The organism is Kitasatospora phosalacinea (assembly GCF_000716545.1).
Classification (GTDB): Bacteria; Actinomycetota; Actinomycetes; order Streptomycetales; family Streptomycetaceae; genus Kitasatospora; species Kitasatospora phosalacinea.
In genome coordinates this window covers 1-24,349 of the sequence record NZ_JNWZ01000093.1, presented here as the reverse complement: position 1 = coordinate 24,349, position 24,349 = coordinate 1, and the positions used below count along the sequence as shown (strand labels likewise).

20 protein-coding genes and 1 pseudogene are annotated in these 24,349 nt (G+C 74.4%); 8 read left to right on the top strand and 13 right to left on the bottom strand.

From position 1 onward, the window contains the following. Positions 1-311: 311 nt before the first annotated feature. Positions 312-1,631, bottom strand: a complete 1,320-nt coding sequence (locus tag OO48_RS31670) for an APC family permease (protein ID WP_245194879.1) — start codon at positions 1,629-1,631, stop codon at positions 312-314. 388 nt (positions 1,632-2,019) lie between these two features. Here OO48_RS31670 and OO48_RS31665 point away from each other — a divergent pair, with 388 nt between their 5' ends. From OO48_RS31665 to OO48_RS31655, 3 genes are all read left to right on the top strand, one after another. Further along, the gene (locus OO48_RS31665) at positions 2,020-2,517 is read left to right on the top strand and encodes an Lrp/AsnC family transcriptional regulator (protein WP_033222598.1); all 498 of its coding nucleotides are present in this window, start codon (positions 2,020-2,022) and stop codon (positions 2,515-2,517) included. A 276-nt stretch (positions 2,518-2,793) separates the two neighbouring features. Beyond that, positions 2,794-3,351: a gamma carbonic anhydrase family protein gene (locus OO48_RS31660; RefSeq protein ID WP_033222597.1), complete on the top strand. Its 558-nt coding sequence runs from the start codon at positions 2,794-2,796 to the stop codon at positions 3,349-3,351. Between the two features lie 366 nt (positions 3,352-3,717). Then, a complete protein-coding gene (locus OO48_RS31655; protein WP_033222596.1) occupies positions 3,718-5,271 on the top strand; it encodes an alpha-L-arabinofuranosidase B in 1,554 nt (517 codons plus the stop codon). 101 nt (positions 5,272-5,372) lie between these two features. On the opposite strand, the gene OO48_RS31650 is transcribed toward OO48_RS31655, so the two are convergent. The 7 genes and pseudogenes from OO48_RS31650 to OO48_RS31620 form a co-directional block, all read right to left on the bottom strand. Beyond that, a complete protein-coding gene (locus tag OO48_RS31650; RefSeq protein WP_033222594.1) occupies positions 5,373-5,951 on the bottom strand; it encodes a 3'-5' exonuclease in 579 nt (192 codons plus the stop codon). 57 nt (positions 5,952-6,008) lie between these two features. Then, positions 6,009-6,356 carry a hypothetical protein gene (locus OO48_RS31645; RefSeq protein ID WP_033222593.1) on the bottom strand — a complete coding sequence of 116 codons (348 nt, stop codon included), beginning with the start codon at positions 6,354-6,356 and terminating at the stop codon, positions 6,009-6,011. A 76-nt stretch (positions 6,357-6,432) separates the two neighbouring features. After that, positions 6,433-7,665, bottom strand: coding sequence for a dipeptidase (locus OO48_RS31640; protein ID WP_033222592.1), 1,233 nt, complete (start codon positions 7,663-7,665; stop codon positions 6,433-6,435). Continuing rightward, a pseudogene (locus OO48_RS34675) lies at positions 7,662-9,340 on the bottom strand (dipeptide ABC transporter ATP-binding protein). Before OO48_RS34675 ends, OO48_RS31640 begins: the two are co-directional and overlap by 4 nt. Further along, positions 9,333-10,298 carry an ABC transporter permease gene (locus tag OO48_RS31630; RefSeq protein ID WP_051733249.1) on the bottom strand — a complete coding sequence of 322 codons (966 nt, stop codon included), beginning with the start codon at positions 10,296-10,298 and terminating at the stop codon, positions 9,333-9,335. Before OO48_RS31630 ends, OO48_RS34675 begins: the two are co-directional and overlap by 8 nt. Continuing rightward, entirely contained in the window at positions 10,298-11,326 is a 1,029-nt protein-coding gene (locus tag OO48_RS31625) for an ABC transporter permease (RefSeq protein ID WP_051733248.1), read from the bottom strand. The genes OO48_RS31630 and OO48_RS31625 overlap by 1 nt, the downstream gene beginning before the upstream one ends. A 118-nt stretch (positions 11,327-11,444) precedes the next feature. After that, positions 11,445-13,133: an ABC transporter substrate-binding protein gene (locus OO48_RS31620; protein ID WP_051733246.1), complete on the bottom strand. Its 1,689-nt coding sequence runs from the start codon at positions 13,131-13,133 to the stop codon at positions 11,445-11,447. Positions 13,134-13,631: 498 nt separating this feature from the next. Here OO48_RS31620 and OO48_RS31615 point away from each other — a divergent pair, with 498 nt between their 5' ends. The 4 genes from OO48_RS31615 to OO48_RS31600 all read left to right on the top strand — a co-directional run bounded on the left by OO48_RS31615 (position 13,632) and on the right by OO48_RS31600 (position 18,216). Further along, the gene (locus tag OO48_RS31615) at positions 13,632-14,297 is read left to right on the top strand and encodes an HNH endonuclease family protein (protein WP_106970465.1); all 666 of its coding nucleotides are present in this window, start codon (positions 13,632-13,634) and stop codon (positions 14,295-14,297) included. 181 nt (positions 14,298-14,478) lie between these two features. Continuing rightward, entirely contained in the window at positions 14,479-15,633 is a 1,155-nt protein-coding gene (locus tag OO48_RS31610) for an alpha/beta fold hydrolase (protein ID WP_033222588.1), read from the top strand. A 99-nt stretch (positions 15,634-15,732) separates the two neighbouring features. After that, positions 15,733-17,418 carry an alkaline phosphatase D family protein gene (locus OO48_RS31605; protein WP_033222586.1) on the top strand — a complete coding sequence of 562 codons (1,686 nt, stop codon included), beginning with the start codon at positions 15,733-15,735 and terminating at the stop codon, positions 17,416-17,418. Between the two features lie 129 nt (positions 17,419-17,547). Further along, a complete protein-coding gene (locus OO48_RS31600) occupies positions 17,548-18,216 on the top strand; it encodes a GNAT family N-acetyltransferase (protein ID WP_033222584.1) in 669 nt (222 codons plus the stop codon). Here OO48_RS31600 and OO48_RS31595 read toward each other — a convergent pair. The 5 genes from OO48_RS31595 to OO48_RS31575 all read right to left on the bottom strand — a co-directional run bounded on the left by OO48_RS31595 (position 18,180) and on the right by OO48_RS31575 (position 23,747). After that, the gene (locus OO48_RS31595) at positions 18,180-18,521 is read right to left on the bottom strand and encodes a cupin domain-containing protein (RefSeq protein ID WP_033222582.1); all 342 of its coding nucleotides are present in this window, start codon (positions 18,519-18,521) and stop codon (positions 18,180-18,182) included. The two genes, OO48_RS31600 and OO48_RS31595, sit on opposite strands and share 37 nt — an antisense overlap. Before the next feature lie 68 nt (positions 18,522-18,589). Further along, positions 18,590-19,492 (bottom strand): SDR family NAD(P)-dependent oxidoreductase, encoded by a 903-nt coding sequence (locus OO48_RS31590; RefSeq protein WP_033222581.1) that lies wholly within the window; start codon positions 19,490-19,492, stop codon positions 18,590-18,592. A 74-nt stretch (positions 19,493-19,566) separates the two neighbouring features. Then, the gene (locus OO48_RS31585) at positions 19,567-20,130 is read right to left on the bottom strand and encodes a TetR/AcrR family transcriptional regulator (RefSeq protein ID WP_033222580.1); all 564 of its coding nucleotides are present in this window, start codon (positions 20,128-20,130) and stop codon (positions 19,567-19,569) included. A gap of 93 nt (positions 20,131-20,223) precedes the next feature. Beyond that, a complete protein-coding gene (locus tag OO48_RS41085; RefSeq protein ID WP_033222579.1) occupies positions 20,224-20,421 on the bottom strand; it encodes a S26 family signal peptidase in 198 nt (65 codons plus the stop codon). Positions 20,422-20,552: 131 nt separating this feature from the next. Then, positions 20,553-23,747, bottom strand: coding sequence for a M28 family peptidase (locus OO48_RS31575; protein WP_033222577.1), 3,195 nt, complete (start codon positions 23,745-23,747; stop codon positions 20,553-20,555). Between the two features lie 300 nt (positions 23,748-24,047). Here OO48_RS31575 and OO48_RS39115 point away from each other — a divergent pair. Then, positions 24,048-24,349, top strand: a 302-nt coding sequence (locus OO48_RS39115; protein ID WP_167346494.1) for a helix-turn-helix domain-containing protein, incomplete at its 3' end; no start/stop codon positions are given.

The window sequence follows — 24,349 nt, the reverse complement described above, 5'->3', positions numbered from 1 at the left end:
CTGCGGTGGTGTCGGGTGCGGGGTGGCGGGGGCGGTGGGGGTCGGTGTCGGTGTCGGGGTCGGGTGCGCAGTGGGAGTGGGAGTGGGTGTCGGGGATGGCGTGGGCGTGGGCTTCGGAGTGTGGCAGTGCCAGTGCCAGTGCCACGGTGGGTGGTGCGGCAGGGGGAGCGGGCAGAGCTGGGAGAGCGACGGCAGGGCGGGGAGCGGTGGCGGCGCGGGCAGTGGTGGCAGCGGCGGGAGGTAATCGCCCGGGGCATGGTCCATCGCCCGATCATCGGACCGTCCGTCTGGCGCGCGGTAGTCGTTCGCGGTCAAACCCCACTGGTCGGTGAACCCTGCCGACCTGCGGCGGAATGCGCGGACGAGGGGCGGTCGCCAGTTCGATCGAGGGCTGCGGCGGTGAGCGCCACCCCGGCGGCGGCGAGCACCGGCCACCCCGTGCCGAGCAGCAGCGCCAGCACCGCCGGGCAGCTCACGGCGGCGGCCAGGCGCGGTACGCCGTCCAGGACCCGGACCGCCGCGGCCGTGCAGGTCAGGTAGACGACGAGGAAGAGCGCGGTGGGTACGGCCACCAGTTGGGCGGTGGTCAGGACGCCCGTCCCGACCAGGGCGAACAGCGCGACGCCGGTGAACGCGGTGGCCGCCACCACCGCGAGCGAGCCGCGCCGGCCGGATGCCGTCCCGGACGGGAGCAGGGCGTCCAGCAGGGCGGCGGCGCCCGTCAGGTAGGTGTTGGTGGCGGCCAGGGTGAGGACCACCGCCGCGCCGGCGGCCAGCAGCGGGCCCCGGGGGCCGAGCGCGGCGCGCATCAGGTCGGCCAGCGGGACGGAGCCGCCCGCGCCCGGACCGAGCACGGCCACCGTCGCGGCCGCCAGGCCCAGGCAGAGCAGCGAGGTGACGGCGAAGGCGATCAGCACCACCCGGCGCAGCTGGCGGCGCGGGTCGCGCAGCCGGGTGGTCAGCGAGGCGGCGGCCTCCCAGCCCACGAACGCGAACATCAGCGGCGGCGCGGACCGCGCGACACCCGCCCAGCCGTGCGGCAGGAACGGCGTCCAGTGCGCGGCCCGGGCGGTCGGGGCCGACCCCAGCACCGCGAACAGGACCAGGCCCACCAGCCCGGACACCAGCACCAGTTGGAGCCCCGCCCCGGTCCGCACCCCCAGCAGCCGGACCGCCAGCACCAGCGCCAGCAGCACCAGCCCGGCCCGGACGGCCGCGTTCCCGTCGGCGCCGACGGCCGCCGCCGCGTAGCTCCCGCCGATCAGGCAGACCACCGGCGCGCCCGCGACCACCCCCGCCAGGAAGCACCACCCGGCGGCCCGGCCCGCCCGCGCGCCCAGCCCGGCGGCCGTGTACCCGGCGACCCCGCCGGCCGAGCCCAGCCGGGTGCCGAGCGCGCAGAACACCGTCGCGATCAGGCCGGACAGCCCCAACAGCACCAGCCAGGCCAGCAGTGAGGCCGGGCCCGCCGCGCGCGCCGCGAGCCCCGGGAGCAGCAACAGGCTGGGGCCGAGCAGCGCGCCGATGTACAGCGCGGACGCCCCGGCGGTGGAGAGCGCGCCGGGGGAGGAGGGCCGGGAGGAGGAGCGGACGGACGGGCGGGGACGGGGTGCTGACGCGGTGTCGGACATGCCCCGATCCTGGCCCGGATCGCGCGGCACCCGCTGGCGAAGAACGCTCCGCGCAGGGGCGTCGGCGGCAGATCCTGCCGCCGAGCGGCGGTCCGGCGGCAGTGGCTGCCGGGACGGCGGAAGAGGGCAGTGGCTGCCGGGGCGGCGGAAGAGGACGGAGGGCGCGGGGCGGGCGGAGAACGCGCCGGGGCGTCGGCGGGCCCGGGCGGAGGGGGTGCGGAGGCCGGGGCCGGGGCGGGGACGGCAGATACGGTGGTGGTGGATCCTGCCGGGGCTTCGCGGATCGGCGTGGCCGATCCTGCCGTGCGGTGGCGTATCGGCGGCACGCAGTGCCGGGAAACGGCCGAACGGGGGCGGATCCGTCCGGCGTGGCACTAGGGTGCGCAGCATGTCATCGAGCCCCCAGTACGACCGCATCGACCGGGCCATCCTGGCGCACCTCCAGCGCCACGGCCGGACTCCCAACGTCGACCTCGCCGAGGCCGTCCGGCTCTCGCCCTCCTCCGCGCTGCGCCGGACCAAGGCGCTGGAGGCGGACGGGGTGATCGCCGGGTACCGGGCCGAACTCGACCGCGACCGGGTCGGGTTGGGGCTGACGGTGTTCGTCGCGCTGCGGGTCGAGCAGCACTCGCGGGAGACCTCCCGGCACATCGAGGAGTCGCTGTGCGCGATCCCCGCCGTGGTGGCCTGCCACGTGGTCTCCGGCGAGGCCGACTTCCTGGTGGAGATCGCCGTGCCGGACCTGGCCACCTACGAGCAGGTCCTGCTGGACGAGATCCTCGCCGTCGGCCCGGTCCGCGACGCCCGCTCCACCTTCGCCATCCGCACCGTCCGCTCCCGGGGCCCGCTCCCGCTCGACCACTGGCCGCCCAAGCCCGGCCGGTAGCCGGGAGCGCCGGCGTGCCGGGCGGGCGCGCGGCCATGGGCGCGGCGGCCGCCGGCGGGGCCCGCTGATCCGCTGCCGGCCCCGGTGCTCGGGAGGGGAGGCCGTCCCCCGGCGGCGACGGCAGGGGAGGCCGTCCCCCGGCGGCGACGGCAGGGGCGCGGTCGCTCGGACGGGGCGGACCCCGATGGCCGGGTTACCGCCCGGTACGGAAGACTGGGCCCCGGCGCGGCACCCGCCGCCCCGTCAGCCCGCCCGTCCCGCACCGGAGGTGCCCCCGTGGCCGAACCCCTGATCGCCGCCGTCGGCGGACTGCACCCGCAGGTCGACCCCGGAGCGTTCGTCGCGCCCGGCGCGGTGGTGGTCGGCGCGGTGACCGTCGCCGCCGGGGCCGGCGTCTGGTACGGCGCGGTGCTGCGCGGCGACGCCGAGCGGATCACCGTCGGCGCCGGGACGAACATCCAGGACAACTGCACCGTCCACGCCGACCCGTCCTTCCCCGCCGTCCTGGGTGAGCGGATCTCGGTCGGCCACAACGCCGTCCTGCACGGCTGCACGGTCGAGGACGACGTGCTGATCGGGATGAGCGCCACCGTCCTCAACGGCGCGTGGATCGGCGCGGGTTCGTTGGTCGCGGCCGGCGCGGTCGTCCCGCAGGGCATGCGGGTGCCGCCCGGTTCGCTGGTCGCCGGCGTCCCCGCCAAGGTCAAGCGGGAACTCACCGAGGAGGAGCGGGCCGGCATCCGGGCCAACGGCGAGGGCTACCGGCTGCTCGCCGCCGCGCACACCCGGGACGTCCCCGGGGCGCACGGCCCGCGTCGACCGGCGGCGGAGTGAGCCCGGCGGGTGAGCCCGGCAGGGGGAGCCAGGTCGGCGCGGCGCTCGGGGCGCACACCGGGAACCGATGCCGGCAGGGCATTGTGAGCGATAACAAACGCCGGCGGCAAGGGGATGCGCCGCCCACGGGCGAGTCCGGTCGGAAGCCTTGACGGGGTCGCGACGGTTCACCATAGTGATGCCCGGTCGCCACTGAGCCGAAATCCCCTTCGGTCCCAGTGGTCTGAGCTGTCGTCAGGGCAAAATGTTAGCGCTAACAAAACGTAGTCGCTTCCTGCCCGGCACGGACGGCCCAGGCCCCGGGACCTCGTGACGGCCGTCTCCTCGGGACCTCCCGACCCCCACCCCTCAGCAAGGAGTCCACCCTTGGCTGCTCAGACCTGGCTGCGCCGTGCCCGGCGCGCCCTCCTCGCGACCGGGACCACCGCGGTCCTGACCGCCGCCCTGATCGCCGGCACCGAGACGGCCTCGCAGGCCGCCACCCAGGGCCCGTGCGACCTCTACGCCTCCGGCGGGACGCCCTGCGTGGCGGCGCACTCCACCACCCGGGCCCTGTACGGCGGGTACGGCGGCGCGCTCTACCAGGTGCGCCGCGCCTCCGACGGCGCGACCAAGGACATCGGCGTGCTCAGCACCGGCGGCTACGCCAACGCCGCCGCCCAGGACGCCTTCTGCTCCGCCACCACCTGCGTCATCACCGTCATCTACGACCAGTCCGGCAAGGGCAACCACCTCACCCAGGCCCCCGCCGGCGGCGCCGCGCCCGGACCGGACAACCTCGCCCCCGCCACCGCCGCACCGGTCACCGTCGCCGGCCACAAGGCGTACGGCGTCTACGTGGCCGCCGGCACCGGCTACCGCAACAACCACACCAACGGCATCGCCACCGGCGACCAGCCCGAAGGCATGTACGCGATCCTCGACGGCACGCACTTCGGCGGCGGCTGCTGCTTCGACTACGGCAACGCCGAGACCAACAACCTCGACACCGGCAACGGCCACATGGAGGCCATCTACTTCGGCGACAGCACCATCTGGGGCTCCGGCACCGGCAAGGGCCCCTGGGTGATGGCCGACCTGGAGAACGGCCTGTTCTCCGGCGTCAACGCCGGCTACAACGCGAACGACCCCAGCGTCAGCCACCGCTTCCTGACCGCGATCGTCAAGGGCGCCCCCAACCTGTGGGCGATCAAGGCGGGCAACGCCCAGTCCGGCGCGCTGTCCACCTACTACAGCGGTCCGCGCCCCAACGTCCCGGGCTACAACCCGATGCACAAGGAGGGCGCGATCATCCTCGGCATCGGCGGCGACAACAGCAAGTCCTCCAGCGGCACCTTCTACGAGGGCGTGATGACCTCCGGCTACCCCTCCGACGCCACCGAGAACGCCGTCCAGGCCAACATCACCGCCGCCAACTACCGTGCGGCCAACATCACTTCGAGCGCCCTCACCCCCGGCGCCCGGGTCTCCCTGAAGGCCACCACCGCCTGCTGCACCGCCGACTACCTGCGCCACAACGCCGACGCCACCGTGGCCATCTCCCCGATCACCTCCGGCAGTTCCGCCGCCGACAAGAGCGACGCCACCTGGATCGTCCGCGCCGGACTCGCCAACAGCTCCTGCCTGTCCTTCGAGTCCGCCGCCGCCCCCGGCCAGTACCTGCGCCACTACGGCTTCCAGCTCCACACCGCCGCCTCCGACGGCACCGCCCTGTTCAACCAGGACGCCACCTTCTGCCTCCAGGCCGGACACAGCGGACAGGGCTTCTCCTTCCAGTCGTCCAACTACCCGAACCGCTTCCTGCGCCACTACGCCTACACCGGCTACGTCGCCGGTGACGGCGTCGGCGGCAACACCTGGGACAGCGACGCCAGTTGGAGCGAGGACACCTCCTGGCTGACCGCCCAGCCCTGGGCCTGACACCCCCCGCGCCAGGGCCGGCGCCCCGGAGCCCGCACCTCGGCCCCGGGGCGCCGGCCGGCACGGTGCGCGCGGCCGCCCGCCGGGGCCGGGGACGGCCGTCAGGGGCGGTGGCCGGCGGCCGGAGCCTCGGTCCAGTCGTCCGTCCGGGCCAGCGAGAGGACGAGGGCGGCGATGTTCCAGGCGTCGTCCGCACCGCTGTGGTGGCGGCCCTCCAGCGGGAGACCGGCCAGTTCGAGGGCCGCGGCCATGCCGGGGCGCTTGCGCAGGCCGCGGGCGTCGGTGAAGACCGCCTTGGCGTTGGTGTGCCGGCGGCCGAACGGGTAGGCGGCGCCGGTGGCCCGGCACTGGCGGGTGAACTGCAGCCGGTCGTAGTCGCCCCAGCTCGCCCAGGGGCGCCGGCCCGCCGCGTGCTCGGCGGCCAGCAGCCGGCAGGCCTCGGCGAAGGGCACGCCGCCCGCCACCTCGCGCCGCGTCAGACCGGTCAGGCCGGTGCAGAAGTCGCTGACGGCCGAGCGCTGCGGGCGCACCAGGATCCGGTGCCGCCCGACCCGCCGCAGGGCGGCGAGGTCGACCACCGTCAGCCCGATCTCGATGATCTCGCTGACCTGGCCGGGCGGCGGCTGCCCCTCCCAGCAGGTGGCCTCGACGTCCACCACGTTCAACAACTCCGGCTCCATGCCGGGATGATGTGCGGCGTCCCCGGCCCCGGTCAACCGGATAACCCGGCCGACGGGTCAGCGCACCGGGCCCCGCTGGTCGACCAGGACGGTCGGGGCGGAGCGGAACGCCCCGGCGTCCACCGGCCCGTAGCCGACGTCGAAGGTGTCCAGCCGGTACGACCAGTCCCGCACGCCGGCCGCGCTGCTGAAGCGGTGGTTGAGCTGCCGACGGACCCACTGGCCCGGCAGCAGGCGCACCGCGGGCGGGCGGCGCTGGCGCGGCGGCAGACCGTACAGCGGATCGATGTCCGGGAGCACCCGCAGCCGGCCGTCCCGCTCGTGCAAGCCCAGGCGGACGGCGGCCTCCCCGCCCCGGGAACGCTTCGTCCAGGACGTCCTGACCCACTGCACCGTGATCTCCACGCCACCCGCCTTCCGTCTCGCGGCCGAGGGTACCGGGCGCGTTCCGGCAGGTGGGAGGGGCGGAGGCGCCGCGCGGTCAGCCGCGCGGCCAGAGCGGCTCCTCGGCCCGCCGTTCGGCCTCGCGCAGCACCCGCAGCGCGTTGCGGCCGGTGAGCGCCTCCAGTTCGGCCACCGACCAGCCCCGGGCGGCCAGTTCGCGCAGCAGCACCGGGTAGCCGGCGACGTCGGGCAGGTCGGCGGGCTGCCGGTCGACGCCGTCGTAGTCGCCGCCCAGGCCGATGTGGGCGAGGCCGGCGACCTCGCGGGCGTGCTCGACGTGGTCGGCGACCTGGGCGGCGGTGGCCTCGGGGCGCGGGTGGGCGTCCAGCCAGCGGCGCAGTTCCGGGGGCGGGGGCGCGCCGGGGCCGGCGGCGGACGCGGCGGCGTACTCGGCGGCGACGGCGGACGGGTCCTCGCCCGGGGCCGGGTGCCGGGGCCAGGACCAGGCCGGGGCGGGCAGGTCCAGGCGTTCCCGTTCGGCGGCGAAGGCGGCCCGCCAGGCGGCCACCTCGGCGGAGACGAAGTCCGGCACGAAGGTCAGCTGGACCACCCCGCCGTTGGCCGCCAGCAGCGCCAGCACCTCGTCGGAGACGTTGCGCGGGTGGTCGCCGACGGCCCGGCAGGAGGAGTGGCTGAAGAGCACCGGCGCGGTGGAGGCGGCCAGCGCGGCGCGCTGGGTGGACTCGGCGGTGTGCGAGAGGTCGACCAGCACGCCGATCCGGTTCAGCTCGGCGACCACGGCCAGCCCCTCGGCGGACAGGCCGCCGACCCCGGGGGAGCCGGGGTCGGTCGCGGAGTCCGCCCACGGGGTGTGGTGGTTGTGGGTGAGCGTCAGGTACCGCACGCCCAGCCGCGCGTAGGCGCGCAGCACGCCCAGCGAGGACGCCAGCGAGTGCCCGCCCTCGACGCCCAGCAGCGAGGCGATCCGGCCCTCGGCGAAGGCCGCCTCCACCTGGTCGGCGGTGAAGGCCGGGCGCAGGTGCTCCGGGTGGCGGGCGATCAGCCGGTGGACCAGGTCGATCTGCTCCAGGGTGGCCACCGCCGCCACCGGCTCGGGCAGGTCGGAGGGCACGTAGACCGACCAGAACTGCGCGCCCACCCCGCCCGCGCGCAGCCGGGGCGTGTCGGTGTGCAGTTCCGGCCGGAGCCCGTCCAGGCCCTCCACCGAGCCGCCGGCCCGGGCCCGCAGGGCGACCGGCAGGTCGTTGTGGCCGTCGAACACCGGGGTGCGGCGCAGGACCTCCCGGACGGTGTCGTGGTGGCTGCTCATCGGGAGGCGGCTCCTGTCTGCCGGTGCGGGAGGGCGGCGGCGCGGCGCCGGGCCTGCCGCTCGGGGTCGGGGACGGGCAGCGAGTCGATCAGCCGCCGGGTGTACGGGTGCTCGGGCGCGCCGAGCACCCGGGCGGTGGGCCCGGACTCCACCACCCGGCCCCGGTGCAGCACGGCGACCCGGTCGGCGACCCGCTCCACCACCGCCAGGTCGTGGCTGACGAACAGGGCGGCGAAGCCGAGTTCGCGCTGCAGCCGAGTGAACAGCTCCAGCACCCTGGCCTGCACCGAGACGTCCAGCGCCGAGGTCGGCTCGTCCGCGATCACCAGCTCCGGGTCGAGCGCCAGCGCCCTCGCCAGCGAGGCGCGTTGGCGCTGGCCGCCGCTGAGTTCGTGCGGGTGCCGGCCGGCGGTGTCGGCCGGCAGCCGGACCTGCTCCAGCAGTTCGCGCACCCGGGCGGCGACGGCGGCGCCGTCCAGCTCGGGCCGGTGCACCCGCAGCGGTTCGGCCACGCAGGCGCCGACGGTCAGCCGGGGGTCGAAGCCGGCCGCCGGGTCCTGGAAGACGAAGCCCAGCCGCCCGCTCCGGCCCGGGCGGCGGCGCGAGCCGGGGCGCAGCGTCTCGCCCAGCACGGTCAGGGTGCCGCCGCCGACGGGGGTGAGCCCGGCGACGGCCCGCCCCAGGGAGGTCTTGCCGCTGCCGCTCTCGCCGACCAGCCCCAGCACCTCGCCCGCGCCGATCTCCAGGTCGACCCCGTCCACGGCCCGGAACGGCGGCCGCCCCCACCGCCCCGGGTACTCGACCACCAGGCCGCGCGCCGCGACCACCGGCGCCGCCGCCACCGCCCCGGCGGGCCGCTCCGGGCGCGCCGGGGAGGCCCCGAAGTCCGGTACCGAGGAGAGCAGTTGACGGGTGTACGGGTGCTCCGGCGCGGCGAACAGCTCCCGGACGGGGGCCTGCTCGACGATCCGGCCCGCCCGCATCACCGCGACGCGGTCGGCCAGGTCCGCCACCACACCCATGTTGTGGGTGATCAGCAGCAGCGCGGCGCCCGACTCGTCCCGGCAGCGCCGCAGCAGGTCCAGGATCTCGGCCTGCACGGTGACGTCCAGCGCGGTGGTCGGCTCGTCCGCGACCAGCAGCCGGGCGCCCAGCGCCAGCGCCATCGCGATCACGGCGCGCTGCTGCTGGCCGCCCGACAGCTGGTGCGGGTAGTGGCCGGCTCGCCGCTCGGGGTCGGGGATGCCGACCTGCTCCAGCAGCTCGACCGCCCGGGCCCGGCGTCGGGCCCGGCTGCCCAGGCCGTGGGCGCGCAGGCCCTCGGCGAGCTGCCAGCCGATCGGGAAGACCGGGTTGAGCGCGGTGGACGGCTCCTGGAAGACCATGGCCGCCGCCGTCCCGCGCAGCTCCCGCAGGGTGCGCGGCCCCGCGCCCAGCACGTCCACCGGGCCGCCGCCGTGCTCCAGCAGCACCCGCCCCCGGGCGGCGGCCGAGCCGGGCAGCAGCCCGAGCACGCTGCGCGCGGTGACGCTCTTGCCGCTGCCGCTCTCCCCGACCAGCGCCAGCGCCTCCCGGCCGCCACCGCCAGGTCGACGCCGCGCACGGCGTCCACCCGGCCGCCGTCGGTGGCGAACGACACGTGCAGGTCCTCGATCCGCAGCAGTTCCTCAGGCACGGGCGCGCTCCTTCGCGGTGGTCACGTCGGCCGCCGGGGCGGGCGCGCGGCGGCGGCGCAGCCGGGGGTCGGAGAGGTCGTCGAGGCTCTCGCCGAGCAGAGTGACGCCCAGGACGGTCAGGACGGTGGCGGCGCCCGGGGCGAGCGCCGTCCACCAGATGCCCGAAGTGACGTCGGAGACCGAGCGGTTGAGGTCGTAGCCCCATTCGGCGGCGGAGTTCGGCTCGATGCCGAAGCCCAGGAAGCCCAGGCCGGCCAGGGTGAGGACGGACTCGGCGGCGTTCAGGGTCAGCAGCAGCGGCAGCGAGCGCACCGAGTTGCGCAGCACGTGCCGGAACATGATCCGCAGGTGGCCGGTGCCGATCACCAGGGCGGCCTCCACGAACGGCTCGGCCTTGACCCGCAGCACCTCGGCGCGCACCGCCCGGAAGTACTGCGGCACGAAGACCAGCGCCACCGAGCAGGCCGCCGCGGTCAGCCCGCCGCCCAGGCTGGAGCGCCCGCCGCTGATCACCACCGACATCACGATGGCCAGCAGCAGCGAGGGGAAGGAGTACAGCGCGTCCGCGACGCCCACCAGCAGCCGGTCCGTCCAGCCGCCCAGGTAGCCGGAGACCAGGCCGAGCAGGGTGCCGGGCAGCACCGACAGCAGCAGCGAGAGCCCGATCACGGCCATGGCGGTGCGGGTGCCCCACAGGGTGCGGGCCAGCACGTCGTAGCCGCCGGCGGTGGTGCCCAGCGGGTGGCCGGACCCGGGCGGCCGCTGCGCGCCGAACAGCGTGCCGCCGTCCTGGAGCTGGGCGTGCCCCCAGGGGGCCAGCCAGGGCGCGAGGAGCGCGACCAGCAGGAGCAGCGCGGTCAGCGCGGCCCCGGTCAGCAGCATCGCGCGCTGCGGGCCGGCGCTGTTCCGCACCAGGCGTGGCACCAGGCGGGAGAGACCTCGTCGGCGAGCGGTCATCAGTACCTCACCCGGGGGTCGATCAGTGCGGCCAGCGCGTCCACCAGGAAGTTGACCACCGCGACCACCACCGCGAAGAGCGCGACGATGCCCTGCACGGCGGCGAAGTCGCGCACCGTCAGGTAGTGCGCCAGCTGGTAGCCCAGGCCCTTCCACTCGAAGGTGGTCTCGGTGAGCACCGCGCCGCCCAGCAGGCCGGCGACCTGGAGGCCCAGCACCGTCACCACCGGCACCAGCGCGGGCCGGGCGGCGTGCCGGGTGAGCAGGCGCAGGCCGCCGACGCCGCGCGAGCGCGCCGCCTCGACGTACTCGGCGTCCAGGGTGGCGATCAGGTGGGTGCGCACCAGCCGCAGCAGTACCCCGGCCAGCAGCAGACCGAGCGCCAGGGCGGGCAGCACGCTGTGGCGCAGCACGTCGGCGGCGGCCGCGCCGTCCCCGCTGCGCAGCGCGTCCAGCAGGTAGAAGCCGGTGGGGTCGGCGAGGTCCTGGAGGCGGAGCTCGGTCCGGACCGAGGCGCGGCCGGCGACCGGCAGCCAGCCGAGGCCGACCGCGAAGACCAGCTTGAGCAGCAGCCCGACGAAGAACACCGGCGTGGCGTAGCCGAGCACGGCGGCCAGCCGCAGGACGGCGTCCGGGGCGCGGTCGCGGTACCGGGCGGCGAGCGCGCCCAGCGGGACGCCCACCGCGACGGCCACCAGCAGTGCCCAGCAGGCGAGTTCGAGGGTGGCGGCGCCGTAGGTGCGCAGCACCTCGGTGACGGCCCGGTTGTCGGTGGCGGTGCGGCCGAAGTCACCGGCGGCGGTCTGCCGCAGGTAGTCCAGGTACTGGGTGAGCAGCGGCCGGTCGTAGCCGGCCGCGTGCAGCTTCTGCTGGAGCTGGGCGGGGGTGAGCCGGTCGGCGAAGGCGGTGGTGACCGGGTCGCCGGTGGCCCGCATCAGGAAGAAGACGGCGGTGAGCAGCAGCAGGACGGTGGGGACGACGAGCAGCAGGCGGACGGCCAGGTAGCGGGCCAGCGGGGAGCGGAGCACGGCCCGTGCTCCGCTCCCCGGGCCGCGCCGCGGCCCGTCGGTCCGTCCGCCGGGCCGTCCGCCCAGGGGCGGGGCGAGCGTCATGGCGTGGTTCCTCGGGGAGCGGGGGCGGCTGCGGTCAGCCCTTGCTGATCTCGGCCCAGCGGAACCGGTAGGCGCTGTCCAGCCGTTCGGGCACGCCCCGCACGTCGGAGCGGGTGACGATGGCGGTGGAGCCCTGGAGCAGCGGCAGCAGCGGCACCTGCGCGGCGGTGGCGTCCTGCACCTGCTCCAGCTGCCGGGTGCGGGCGGCCGGGTCGGTCTCGGTCTGCTCCTGCTTGATCAGCGCCTGCACGGCCGGGTCGGTGTAGCCGCTGTGCACCCAGCTGTCCGGGGAGAAGAAGGTGCCGAGGTAGTTGTCGGCGTCCAGGTAGTCGGCGTACCAGCCGAGTTGGTAGACCGGGTACAGGTCGGCGACCCGGTCCTTGCCGTACTGGGCCCACTCGGTGGACTGCAGGTCGACCTCGAACAGGCCGGTCGCCTCCAGCTGGGTCTTGAGCAGGGCGTACTCGTCGGCCGAGGAGGAGCCGTAGTGGTCGGTGTTGTACTGCAGGTGGAGGGCGACCGGGGTGGGCACCCCGGCGGCGGCTAGCACCGCGGCGGCCGCGTCCTTGGAGGGCCCGCCGTTCTTGTCGCCGTAGAGCTTCTTGAACGACGGGGTGGCGCCGGTGATGCCGTCCGGCACCGAGGAGTAGAGCGGCTCCAGGGTGTTCTTGTGGACCTGGGAGGCGAGTTGGGCCCGGTCGACGGAGTGCGCGACGGCCTGCCGGACGGCCAGCGCCTTGGCCGGGTCGGCCTGGCCGGTCGCGCTGCCGTAGGGCTGCGACTTGAAGTCGAAGACCAGGTAGCGGATGCCGTTGCCGGAGCCGGTGTGGACGCTGACGCCGGGCTTGCCGGACAGGTCCTGGAGGTCGGCGACGGGCAGGGTGCGGTAGACGGCGTCGATGCCGCCCTGCTGGACGTCCAGCTTCAGGTTGTTCGGGTCGGTGTAGTACTTCAGCCGCACCCGGGAGGTCTTCGGCGTGCCCAGCCGGCCCCGGTAGGCGCCGTTGGCCTCGAAGGCGACGAGCGAGTTCTTCGCGTAGCTGGTGATGCCGTACGGGCCGCTCCAGGGGCGGCCCCTGACCACCGCGTCGTCGTCGAGGACCTTGTCGGCGGGGAAGACCTCCTCGTCCAGGACGAAGCCGGCGCCGGTGGAGAGCACCTGCGGGAAGAGGCTGTCGTTGGCGGTCTTGAGGGTGAACACCGCGGTGGTGGGGTTCGGCGCGTCGACCGAGGCGAGGTTGTACAGCAGGGAGGACGGGCCGTTCTTGTCGGCGATCCGCAGCTGCCGGTCGAAGCTGAACTTGACGTCGGACGAGGTCAGGTCGTGGCCGTTGGCGAACTTCAGGCCCGGCTTCAGGGTGACGGTGTACCGGGTGGGCGCGGTCAGCTCGACCTCGGCGGCCAGGTTCGGCGCGACGTCGGAGGTGCCGTTGGGGGCGCTGAGCAGCGGGGCGTAGACCTCGTCCGCGATGGTGCCGGAGCCGGCGTCCCAGGATCCGGCCGGGTCGAGGCTGACGACCTGGTCGGTGGTGCCGATGGTGAGGGCGGGCGCGGCGGCGTCGCCCGAGCCGCTCCCGCCGGACTTGGCGCTGGTGCAGGCCCCGGTGCCGGCCAGCACGGCGGTGCTCAGCGCGAGCGCGGCCAGGCGGCGGCGGGCGGGGGCGGGTCCGGCGGGTCCGGCGGATCTGGTCGAACTGCCGTTGCGGGCGGCGGTCTCGGGCATGGTGGTTCTCCGGTTTCGCGGTGCGCGGGGCGGCGGCGGGCGCGGGACGGGCGCGGGCCGGGCGGGCGGGACTTGGCCGGGGCCGGACGGGGCCGAGCGGCGGCGGTGGTGCCTGCGGGCTCACCTACACAGCGAACTGGAGACCAGGAGCAGGTCGATGTGGCGGCGGCTGTACAGAGCCGTGGGCACCCTCGTCCTCCCGGTCGTGGTCGGTCCGGTCGGGCGGGGTCGCGCTCCGGAACTCGTGGCGAGGCACGAAGGTAGATCACCGTCCGGGGGCGGTCAAGGGGTGATCGGGAAGCGCCCGACTGGACGTCAACTGGCTTTCTCCGCCGCGTAGTTGGGGTTCACGGGAGGAATTGCTCCGGACACGTCCGGCGACGGACGTTCACATCGGGTGCAGATATCGCCATACGACGGTAATGCAATCTTCACGGCTCGACATCTACCCGCATAGACACCCGGCTGCCAGTCTGGCCCGGCACCGCCTCCCACCCCATGGCCGAGCCCAGGAGCGCCCCCGTGCCGAATCGTTTCCTCCGCCGCCTCACCGCCGTCGCCGCCACCTCCCTCCTCGCCGCCGGAGCCGTCACCGCCGGCACCGGCACCGCCCAGGCCGCACTGCCCACGCCGGTCTCCGCCGCCACCGCCCGCAGCTACCTGGGCCAGTTGACCGTCAAGGCCGAGAACCGCACCGGCTACAGCCGCGACCTGTTCCCGCACTGGATCACCATCTCCGGCGCCTGCAACACCCGCGAGACCGTCCTCAAGCGCGACGGCTCCGGCGTGGTCACCGACGCCAACTGCGCCGCCACCTCCGGCACCTGGTACTCCCCGTACGACGGCGCCACCTGGCACGCCGCCTCCGACCTCGACATCGACCACGTGGTGCCGCTCGCCGAGGCCTGGGACTCCGGCGCCTCCGCCTGGACCACCGCCCAGCGCCAGGCCTTCGCCAACGACCTGACCCGCCCCCAGCTGATAGCCGTCACCGACAGCGTCAACCAGGCCAAGGGCGACAAGGACCCGGCCGAGTGGCTGCCCTCCGTCACCGGCTACCGCTGCACCTACGTCCGCGCCTGGGTGCAGGTGAAGTACTACTACCACCTCGCCGTGGACAGCGCCGAGAAGACCGCCCTCACCAACGTCCTCAACGGCTGCTGAACGCCGCGCCGTTCGGCCCCGAACCGTCCGCGCGGAGGCATCGCGCGGACGGTTTGGGGCATTTGCACCCATGAATGACCGAAATGTCCGATCGGCGCGTCTTCGTCCTGGTCAACCCCCCTGTCCGGCATGCTTGCTGACGGAACGACGGACGGCGTGCGTGCGGGCGGAGGGCAGACGGATGGACAGGCGGAGCTTCCACCGGGCGGGGGTCGCGGCCGGCACCGGACTCTTCGCGACCGCCTCGGGCGGCCGGGCGTACGCGGCGCCCGCCTACCCGCCGCCCTACCTGATGCCGTCGCACGCCGAACCGGCCTACCTGGCACCCGGCTACCCGGAACCCGGCTACCCGGAACCGGCCTACCCCGTGCCCGCGTACGTCGTCCCGCCGCGCGCGGCCTCCTACGGCCCGGTGCTCTCCGACGGCCTGGCCGTGCCCTGGACGCTGATGCAGGTCGCCGCCGGAGACCTGAACGTCTGCTACGCGGAGTGCGGCCCGCCCGACGGCCCGGTGGTGGTCTGCCTGCACGGCTGGCCCTACGACATCCACAGCTACGCCGAGGTCGCCCCGCTGCTCGCGGCGCGCGGCTACCGCGTCCTGGTGCCCTACCTGCGCGGCCACGGCCGCACCCGCTTCCGCTCCGAACAGACCCCGCGCAACGCCCAACAGGCCGCCGTCGCCCGGGACCTGGTCGCCCTGCTGGACGCGCTCGGGATCAGCCGCGCCCTGCTGGCCGGCTTCGACTGGGGCGCCCGGACGGCCGCGATCGTCGCCGCGCTGCGCCCCGAACGGGTCAAGGCGCTGGTGTCGGTCGGCGGCTACCTGATCACCGACGTCCACGCCCAGGCCGACCCGCTGGGCGCCGAGGCCGAGCACGCCTGGTGGTACCAGTACTACTTCTCCACCGAACGCGGCCGGCGCGCCCTGCTCGACCGCCGGCTGCGCCGCGACCTGTGCCGACTGGTCTGGCAGACCGTCTCGCCCACCTGGCGCTTCGAGGAGCGGGTGTTCGACCGCACCGCCACCGCCTTCGACAACCCGGACTACCCCGAGATCGTGGTACACAACTACCGCTGGCGGCTCGGCCTGGCCGGCGGCGAACGCCGCTACGACGCCGACGAACGGCGGCTCGCCGACCGGCCGGTGATCACCGTGCCCACCGTCGCCCTCGACCCCGCCCTCGACCCGTTCACCGCCCCCGGCAACGGACGCGCCTACCGCGACCGGTTCGCCGGGCCCTACCTGCACCGCACCGTCGACGGCGTCGGCCACAACCTGCCCCAGGAGGCGCCCGGCGAGTTCGTCCGGGCGGTGCTCGACGCCGACCGGCTGTGACCGGCGGGCGGCCGGGGCGGCGTCGGCGCGGTGAAGGGATGACGAACAGTCAGACCGCGCTCTGGACAAGTCATTACCCATGGGTAAGTCTCATGTGACGTGACCGAATCCACCAGCACCACCGCGCCCGGCACCACCGCGACCGCCGCCGCCGGCCCCCGTCCGCCGCGCCGCCGGGTGATCCAGGCCGCCGCCCTCACCGCCGGGGCCCTCGCGCTGCCGCTCACCGCCGCCGCCGGCCGCGCCGACGCCGCCGACACCCCGCGCTTCCTGCACGGCGTGGCCTCCGGCGACCCGCTGCCCGACGGCGTCCTGCTGTGGACCCGCCTCACCCCCACCGCCGACGCCGCGCCCGGCTCCGGACTCGGCCCCGACACCGCCGTCCGCTGGCAGATCGCCACCGACCGCGACTTCACCTCCGTCGCCGCCACCGGCACCGTCACCACCAGCGCCGCCACCGACCACACCGTCAAGGTCGACGTCCGCGGCCTGCGCCCCGACACCGCCTACTGGTACCGCTTCACCACCGACGGCGCCGCCTCCCCCGTCGGCCGCACCCGCACCACCCCCGCCACCGACGCCGCCCTCGACCGGCTGCGCCTGGGCGTCGCCTCCTGCGCCAACTGGGAGGCCGGCTACTTCTCCGCCTACCGCCACCTCGCCGCCCGCGGCGACCTGGACGCCTTCCTGTTCCTCGGCGACTACGTCTACGAGTACGCCACCGGCGCGTACGCCGCCCGCGGCACCGTGGTGCGCCCGCACGCCCCCGCCAACGAGACGGTCACCCTCGCCGACTACCGCACCCGGCACGGCCGCTACAAGACCGACGCCGACCTGCAGGCGCTGCACGCCGCCGTCCCCACCGTCGCGATCTGGGACGACCACGAGTTCGCCAACGACGCCTGGTCCGGCGGCGCCGAGAACCACACCCCCGGCACCGAGGGCGACTGGGCCGCCCGGGTCGCCGCCGCCAAGCAGGCCTACTTCGAGTGGATGCCGGTCCGCCCGTCCGTGGCCGGCACCACCTACCGGCGGCTGCGCTACGGAAAGCTCGCCGACCTGCACCTGCTCGACCTGCGCTCCTTCCGCTCGCAGCAGGCGACGATCGGCGACGGTGCGGTCGACTCCGCCGACCGCACCATCACCGGCCGGGCCCAACTCGACTGGCTCAAGGCCGGACTGGCCGCCTCCGACACCACCTGGCGCCTGGTCGGCAACGAAGTGATGATCTCCCCGGTGGCGTTCCTCTCGGTGCCCGACTACCTGCTGCGCCCGCTCGCCCAGCTGTTCGGCCTCCCCGGCGAGGGCCTCGCCGTCAACGTCGACCAGTGGGACGGCTACACCCACGACCGGCGCGAACTGCTCGGCCACCTCAAGGACCACCGCATCACCAACACCGTCTTCCTCACCGGCGACATCCACTCCGCCTGGGCCTGCGACGTCCCCTTCGAAGCCGCCACCTACCCCGCCTCGGGCAGCGCCGCCACCGAGTTCGTGGTCACCTCGGTCACCAGCGACAACATCGACGACATCCTCGAGGTCGCCCCCGGCACGCTCTCCCTGGTCGCCTCCGCCGCCATCCAGGCCGCCAACCGGCACGTCAAGTGGACCGACCTGGACTCGCACGGCTACGGCGTCCTCGACATCACCGCCGACCGCGCCCAGATGGACTACTACGTGCTGTCCGACCGCACCCGGGCCGACGCCACCAGCCGCTGGGCCCGCTCCTACCGCACCCGCACCGGCACCCAGCAGGTCGAACGGGTCCACGCCCCGGTGTCCTGACGCACCGCCGGCCCGGACGGGCCCGCACCGAGGAGGTGCGGGCCCGCCGGATAAGGTCGCAGGCACACCGTCGGCCCGCCGCGCGGCGACTCCCGCCCCGCGTACGGCCGGAGAAAGGCGTCCCCGACCGTGCCCGCCGCCCCGCACCCGCTGCTGGCGTACTTCCTGGCCGCCGCCGACGGCCGCTTCCCGCCCGCCGACGGCCGGGTGACGGTGCTGCCGCCGCTGCCCGGCGGCCTGGAGTGCTCGGTGGCCTTCACCGGGCACGCCGTCCTCGCCACCGCGCTCGACGCCCGCCGGGTCGCCGAAGCCGGCGCGGACGGCTACGGCGGATCGCTCGCCCCCGCCTTCCTGCTGCACCTGGCCGGGCCCGACGGCTGGATCGGCGTCACCGACGCCACCCTCACCGCCCGCGCCACCGGCGGCCCACCCCGGCTCGACACCCTGCACGGCCTCGACGACCACCCGCGCGTCCGCTTCGCCCACGGCCTGCGCACCGACGTCACCGTGCACGGCGACGAACGCGGACTGGTCACGCTCGCCACCGGACCGGCCGGACGCCGCGAACTCGGCATCGAACTCCACGACACCCGCGACGGCGGCCACGGCCACGGGCGCTCCCTGCTGCGCGACGCCCTGACCCTGCTCCCCGCCGGCACCCCTCTCTTCGCCGCCGTCGCCCCCGGCAACGCCCGCTCGCTGCGCGCCTTCCTCGCCTGCGGCTTCACCCCGGTCGGCAGCGAAGTCCTGCTGCGCCCCGGTCAGTCCAGGTCGGCGGGGTCGGGAACGCCGCTGTAGGCCGGGGCGAAGAGGACCAGGGCGACCAGGTCCTCGGCGATGTCGTGGAAGCGGTGCTCCTCCCGGGCCGGGACGAACAGCGAGGTGCCGGGGCCGACGTCGACGGTGCGGCCGCCGGAGGTGAAGCGGGCCCGGCCCCGGGTGACCACGTAGACCTCGTCCTGGAGGTGCGGCGACTGGTCGTCGGTGCAGCCCGCGGGGAGGGAGTAGGTGCCGAAGCTCAGCGCGGGCACGCTCAGGTGCTCCGCGTAGTGGGGCGAGCCGTCCGGGGCGGGGCGGAAGTGACCGCTGTCGATGATCTCCATGGTGGCCGATCCTCGCACGGGCGGGGGGCACCGGGGGAGGGGGCGGCGGGACCGCCCGAGAGCCCTCCTCAGACGTGCGCCGTCTCCAGCAGGGCGCGGGTCTCGGCGACCACCCGCGCGTTGAACGCCGGGTCGTGCACCTGCGCGGAACCCCGCATCGGACGTCCTTTCTCGTCGTAGTAGACGCCGGTGGCGTCCGATTCGTCGGTGAGTATCCGGGTGATCACGCGAGCGGCGGTGCCCGGGTTGGTCCAGTGCTTGACGAGCGGGGCCACGGGCGAGAGCACGTACTTCGCCAGCAGGCGCAGGAGCGGGCCGGCGTCGCGGCCGAGATTCGTGCCGGGGGCGAAGCCGGGCTCGATGGCGTTGAACCGCAGCCGGGGCGTTTCGCGGGCGAAGGCGAGCACCGTCGCCAGGTTGCACTGCTTGGAGGTGGCGTAGGCGTCCGCGCCGGGCAGTTTCGAGCCGCCGGGCTTCCACTCGCCGCGGCTGCTCGCCTCGGCGGAGACGTACCGGCCGCCGCGGAAGCCGGACACGGTGGCTGCCCCGCGCTCCGGGTCCTCCACGGCCGAGACGACGAACACCACCTGCGTGCCGTCCTGGAGGTGGGGCACGAGCGCCTCGGTGAACACGAAGGGCCCGAGGTGGTTGGTCGCGTAGGCGATGTCCCAGCCGAGGGCGTTGGTGCCGGGGCGGTTGGGGAAGATCCCGGCGTTGTTGAGCACGCCGGCGATCGGGAGGCCGAGTTCGACGATCCGAGCGGCGGCGCGTCGCGCGCCCGCCGGGTCGGAGAGGTCGCAGCGGACGGTCAGGGCCGCTCCGCCGCCGCCCTCGATCCTCCTGCGCACGTCGTCGAGCTTGGCGGCGTCGCGCCCGACCAGTACGACGGTGCCGTGCTCGGCCAGTTCGAGGGCGGTGCGGCGGCCGAAGCCGGAGGTGGGGCCGGTGATGACGTAGGCCTTGTCGGGCATGACGCTCCTTTGTTGTCTGACTGGTCAGTCATTAACGGGCGTGCGGGAGTACGGGGAAGCCGACCCGGGGCGGGTCAGCCGATCATGCGCCAGAGCGCGTCGAAACCGGACCGCTTGTGCTCGTCGGCGCGGTCCGGGTCGCCGATGATGTAGTCGATGGTGGCCTCGGCCACGGCATTGGAGAGCGTGAACACCAGCGCCGCCGGGGCGTCGCGCATCGGGCCGTTCGCCCGGCCGCGCTCCAGGGCCTCGCCGATGCCCGCCATGGTCCGGTGCACGGACTCGTGGGTGGACGCCGCGATCTCGTCGGAGACCTGGAGCTGGGCCAGGGTGCGGCGCTTCAGGGGGTTGGCCGTGGCCCAGTCCATCCACCGCGACCACACGTGCAGCAGCTGGGTGCGCGCGTCGGCCGCGGGCGGGCCGCCGAGCGCGGCCGCCCCCATCTCGCCCTTCAGCTCCAGGTAGAGCTGGTTCAGCAGATCCGCCTTGGTGTCGAAGTAGGTGAACAGCGACCCGTTCGAGACGCCGGCCTCCTTCGCGATCGCCGCCGTCGCCGCCCCCAGCCCCTGGGCGGCGATGATCCGCGTGGCGGCGGCCATGATCGCCGCTCGCTTGTCCTCGCTCCTCGGTCTGGGCATGAGGACAGCATGTAGGAGAGTGAGCGGTCAGTCAAATGCGGGGGCCGGGTTCTCGCCCCCCGCTCCGGCGCCGAGGGGTGCCCGCCGGGGGCCCTACGACTCCGGGCTCGGCACCGCCCGGTGGGTGGTCGAGCGGACGAACGCCTGGATCCGGGGGCTGCACTTGTCGACGGTCACCCGGTCGCCCTTCCGCAGGGTGCCCGTCAGGAAGCCGGAGGGGATGGCGAAGACCTGCACCAGGAAGGTCTTGATCAGTAGGGACAGCAGCACGCGCTTCGCCCGCCCGCTCATCCGGCTCCGGCTCCGGCTCCGGCTCCGGGGACGGGAGCGCGGGTGTGCCGCGACCCGTCCCCCAACCGGTCGCGGCACACCCGTCGTGCTGGTGACTGCTGTTGTCGCTGTCGCTCACGTACTCCCGGTGGCTACAGGCGCTGCCACAGGGCCGGGACGACGTCCGGCGTCCAGGTGCTCTGCGAGGTGTGGGCCTGCAGGCACTTGTAGCTGACGCCGTTGTAGGTGACCACGTCGCCCGCGTTGTAGGCCACCCCGGCGGCCCAGGTGCCGCCGCCGGTGCCGCCGCCGTTCACGACCAGGGTGTAGCCGGTGGTGTGGGTGGCGGAGGTGCCGGTGCCGGTGACCGTGATGGTGTAGGTGCCGGCCGGGGTGGAGGAGGAGGTGGAGACCCTCAGGGTCGCGCTGCCGCCGCTGGTGACGGAGGACGGGCTGAACGAGACGGTGGCGCCGGACGGGGCGCCGCTCGCGGTCAGCGACACGCTCTGCGCGCTGCCGGAGCTGGTCGAGGTGGCGACGGTGGCACTGGCCGCCGAGCCCGCCTGGACGGTGCCGGTGGCCGGGTTCACCGCGAGGGTGAAGTCGTTGACCGGGGTGGTGGTGCCGCCGACCGAGGTCTTCCAGATCGCGTACGCCACGCCGTCGGCGTTCCGGTTCAGCACCGTCGCGTTGACGTTGGAGGTGGTGTCGCAGGAGGAGTGGTAGCAGGAGTCGTAGGACGCGTACGCGGTGCCGCCCCACTTGGTGGCCTGCGCCGGGGTCTTGGTGGCGTCGGCGCCCGCGGCGTAGCCGGAGGTCGGGATGCCGCCCTGCTGGAAGGAGTAGTCGTCGGAACGGCCCTGGCCCTCGACGTTCTCCTCCGGCTGGAGGTTCAGCGAGTCCCAGTACGCCTTCAGCGGCGCGGCGGTGGCCGAGTTGACGTTGTTGATGAAGTAACCGGCGTTGGGGGAGCCGACCATGTCGAAGTTGTAGTAGCCCTTGATCGCCGAGCGCTGGGCCGAGGAGAGCTGGCCCACGTAGTACTGCGAGCCCTGGAGGCCCTGCTCCTCACCGGCCCACCAGGCGAACCGGACGTGCTTGCTCATGGTCGGGTTCTGCTGCGCCAGGACGAGCGCGTTCTCCAGCAGCACGGCCGAGCCGGAGCCGTTGTCGTTGATGCCCGGGCCGGCCGAGACCGAGTCCAGGTGCGCGCCGAACATGGTGACCTGGTCGGACGGGCCGCCCGGCCAGTCGGCGATCAGGTTGTTGGCGGTGTAGGTGCACGAGGTGCAGGTCTGCTCGGTGACGGTGTAGCCCGCCGCCTGCAGCTTGCCCTTCACGTACGCGAGCGACTGGGTGTAGCCCGCGGTGCCCGCCCGGCGGTTGCCGCCGTTCTGCTGGGCGATGGTGTACAGCTGGCTCAGGTGCGTCTGCACGTTGGCCACGTTGATGTCCGGGGCCGAGCCGCCGGGGTTGCCCCCGCCGCCGCTCACCGTCAGCTGGTACTGCGCGGTGTGGGTGGCCGGGCCGGTGCCGGTCACCGTCAGGGTGTAGGTGCCCGCCGGGGTGTTCGCGCCGACGTTGACGCTCAGCGTCGCCGAGCCGCCGGACTGCACGGTGGACGGCGAGACGGTCGCGGTGGTGCCGGACGGGGCGCCGGTCACCGACAGCGAGACGTTCGCGGCCGAGCCCGCGGTGACGGCGGTCGAGACGGTCGCGCTGGTCGAGCCGCCCGCCTGCACGGTGCCCGAGGACGGGCTCAGCGCCAGCGAGTAGTCACTGGTCGGGGAGGCGGCGCAGGTCGGGTCGCCGGCCTGGGCCGGAACGCTGACGGCGTCCCAGGCGGCCTTGGTGCGGTTGAAGAAGTTGCAGGACGGGTCGAGGTTCTTGGCCGCGGTCAGGGTCGCGGTCCGGTACTTCTTGTACGTCATGCCGCTGGTCTTGAGCAGCATGCCGCCGTAGAAGACCCGGCCCGCGTCCCGGATGCCGATGCCGGTGACGGACGAGGAGTTGCAGGTCGGGCTGGACGGCTTGCCGCCGCCCGGGTTGGAGCCCTCGGCCAGCAGGTAGAACCAGTGGTTCAGCGGGCCGGCCGCCGCGTGCTCCTCGGTGTTGGGGATGGAGGAGGAGTAGCAGTTCGGGTTGCCGGAGACCTGCGAGGGGTTGTACATCACCCGGATCGGACCGGTGCCGACCAGGTTGATCATCTCGCCGACGGTGTAGTCCGGGTTGTCGTACGGGGCCGGCTCGTTGGCGTACGCCTCGGTCAGCGCGCCCATGATGTCGCCGGTCGCCTCGCCCAGGCCCGCCTCGTTGTTGGCGCCGCCCGGCGTGTACTGGTCCAGGCCGTGGCCGAACTCGTGGCCCACCACGTCGATGGAGGCGATCCACTCGTTGGCCTGGCTGTGGCCGATCGAGACGGTCGAGCCGTCCCAGTACGCGTTGACGTCGTTCAGGCCGACCTTGACCGGCCAGCTGCCGCCGTTGCCGTTGTGGCCGTTGCGCCCCAGCCAGTCCCGGAGCATGTCCCACTCCTTCTGCGCCGCGAACATCGCGTCGGCGCAGCCGGTCTCCTTGGAGGTGGCGGCGCCGGTGCCCCAGGAGTCGGTGGACTTGGTGAGGACCTGGCCGGTCGAGTAGTCCGAACACTGCAGGCCGGGACGGGTGGAGTCGCGCAGCGAGTAGGAGCCCGCCGAGCCGCTGGTGTTGATGGTCAGGCCCGCCGGGCCGTTCCACTTGCTGTTGATGGTGCCGGCCTTGACGTCGTCGTAGCTGTCGGCCACCTCACCGGTGACCGCGTCCACGAACACGTGCAGGCGGCTGGGCCGGTTCCCGGCCGAACCGGTCAGCACCGACTCCCAGGCCAGCCGGGAGGTGCCGTCCTTGACCCGCACCACCAGGCGCGGCGCCTCGGCCGAGTCGACCTTCGCCAGCTTCGTGCGCGCCGCCTTCTCCGCGGCCGCCGCGCTCACCTTCGCCTTGGTCGGCACGCCGACCGGCCCGGTCGCGGCGTTCTGCACGCCGCGGACCTTGCCCTGGCCGTCGGCGAGCACCACCGCGTCGCCGCCGACCACCGGCAGGCCCTTGTAACTGCGCTCGTAGGCGACCGAGTACAGGCCGTTCAGGAACTGGGTGACGCCTCGGCGCTCGTAACTCTCGTCCGGTCCCTTGGCCAGTGCGTCCAGCCCGGCCGAAGCCGCCAGGTCCGCGGCGGAGACGGCGGCGGCCAGCGGGGTGGGGGCCGGCGGTGCGGGGGGAGGCGCGGCGTTCGCCTGTCCGGCGAAACCACCGAGCATGCCTCCCAGCACGGCCAGGGTGGTGCCGGCGGTCAGCAGTCTGCGTTTCATCAGAGCTCCTCAGCTCCTCGGGTGTGGGGGTGCCCGGAACCCTCACACCGCCGCCATGGCCCGGTCAACGGACCTGACGATCCCCGGCACGGAATGGCAAGTCCCGTCAAATGCGTTGATCTAGAAGGGAATTGGCGTCACGTCAGCAAGGGTCGCGAACCGGCCCGGACAGGGCCGGACAAGGGCCCGAGCAAGGGCGATGGCAGAGAAGAGGTACAGACCACGCCATGTACGGGGCCGGTCGGGACCGGTACCGTCTCGCTACGGGAACAGGACCGGACGCGGGGGAGGTGTCGGCGGATGCTGGGCGCACCCAACCCGGTCGAACTGCCGGACGGCGGAAGCTGGCAGGAATTCGGCGCACTGCTGCGCCACTGGCGCCGCCACGCCGGCTGGACCCAGGCCCAACTCGGCACCGCCGTCGGCTACGACCACACCGCCGTCAGCCGGCTCGAACACGGCGTCCGTCGCGCCACCCCCCGCCTCGTCCGGCAGATCGACGAACTCCTCGGCAGCGGCGGCGAACTCACCCGCTGCTACCACCGCGCCGAGAGCGCCGAAGGCGGCCGCCCCGCCCTCCCCCCGCACCTGCTGCGCCCCCC

Bases quoted from the DNA above. Each gene is read 5' to 3' on its own strand.
- OO48_RS31610 (WP_033222588.1), top strand. From the start codon at position 14,479: ATGGACAGGCGGAGCTTCCACCGGGCGGGGGTCGCGGCCGGCACCGGA.
- OO48_RS31650 (WP_033222594.1), bottom strand. From the start codon at position 5,951: ATGGAGCCGGAGTTGTTGAACGTGGTGGACGTCGAGGCCACCTGCTGG.
- OO48_RS31595 (WP_033222582.1), bottom strand. From the start codon at position 18,521: ATGGAGATCATCGACAGCGGTCACTTCCGCCCCGCCCCGGACGGCTCG.
- OO48_RS31585 (WP_033222580.1), bottom strand. From the start codon at position 20,130: ATGCCCAGACCGAGGAGCGAGGACAAGCGAGCGGCGATCATGGCCGCC.
- OO48_RS31665 (WP_033222598.1), top strand. From the start codon at position 2,020: ATGTCATCGAGCCCCCAGTACGACCGCATCGACCGGGCCATCCTGGCG.
- OO48_RS31620 (WP_051733246.1), bottom strand. From the start codon at position 13,133: ATGCCCGAGACCGCCGCCCGCAACGGCAGTTCGACCAGATCCGCCGGA.
- OO48_RS31640 (WP_033222592.1), bottom strand. From the start codon at position 7,665: ATGAGCAGCCACCACGACACCGTCCGGGAGGTCCTGCGCCGCACCCCG.
- OO48_RS31615 (WP_106970465.1), top strand. From the start codon at position 13,632: ATGGCCGAGCCCAGGAGCGCCCCCGTGCCGAATCGTTTCCTCCGCCGC.
- OO48_RS31630 (WP_051733249.1), bottom strand. From the start codon at position 10,298: ATGACCGCTCGCCGACGAGGTCTCTCCCGCCTGGTGCCACGCCTGGTG.
- OO48_RS31575 (WP_033222577.1), bottom strand. From the start codon at position 23,747: ATGAAACGCAGACTGCTGACCGCCGGCACCACCCTGGCCGTGCTGGGA.
- OO48_RS41085 (WP_033222579.1), bottom strand. From the start codon at position 20,421: ATGAGCGGGCGGGCGAAGCGCGTGCTGCTGTCCCTACTGATCAAGACC.
- OO48_RS31590 (WP_033222581.1), bottom strand. From the start codon at position 19,492: ATGCCCGACAAGGCCTACGTCATCACCGGCCCCACCTCCGGCTTCGGC.
- OO48_RS31670 (WP_245194879.1), bottom strand. From the start codon at position 1,631: ATGTCCGACACCGCGTCAGCACCCCGTCCCCGCCCGTCCGTCCGCTCC.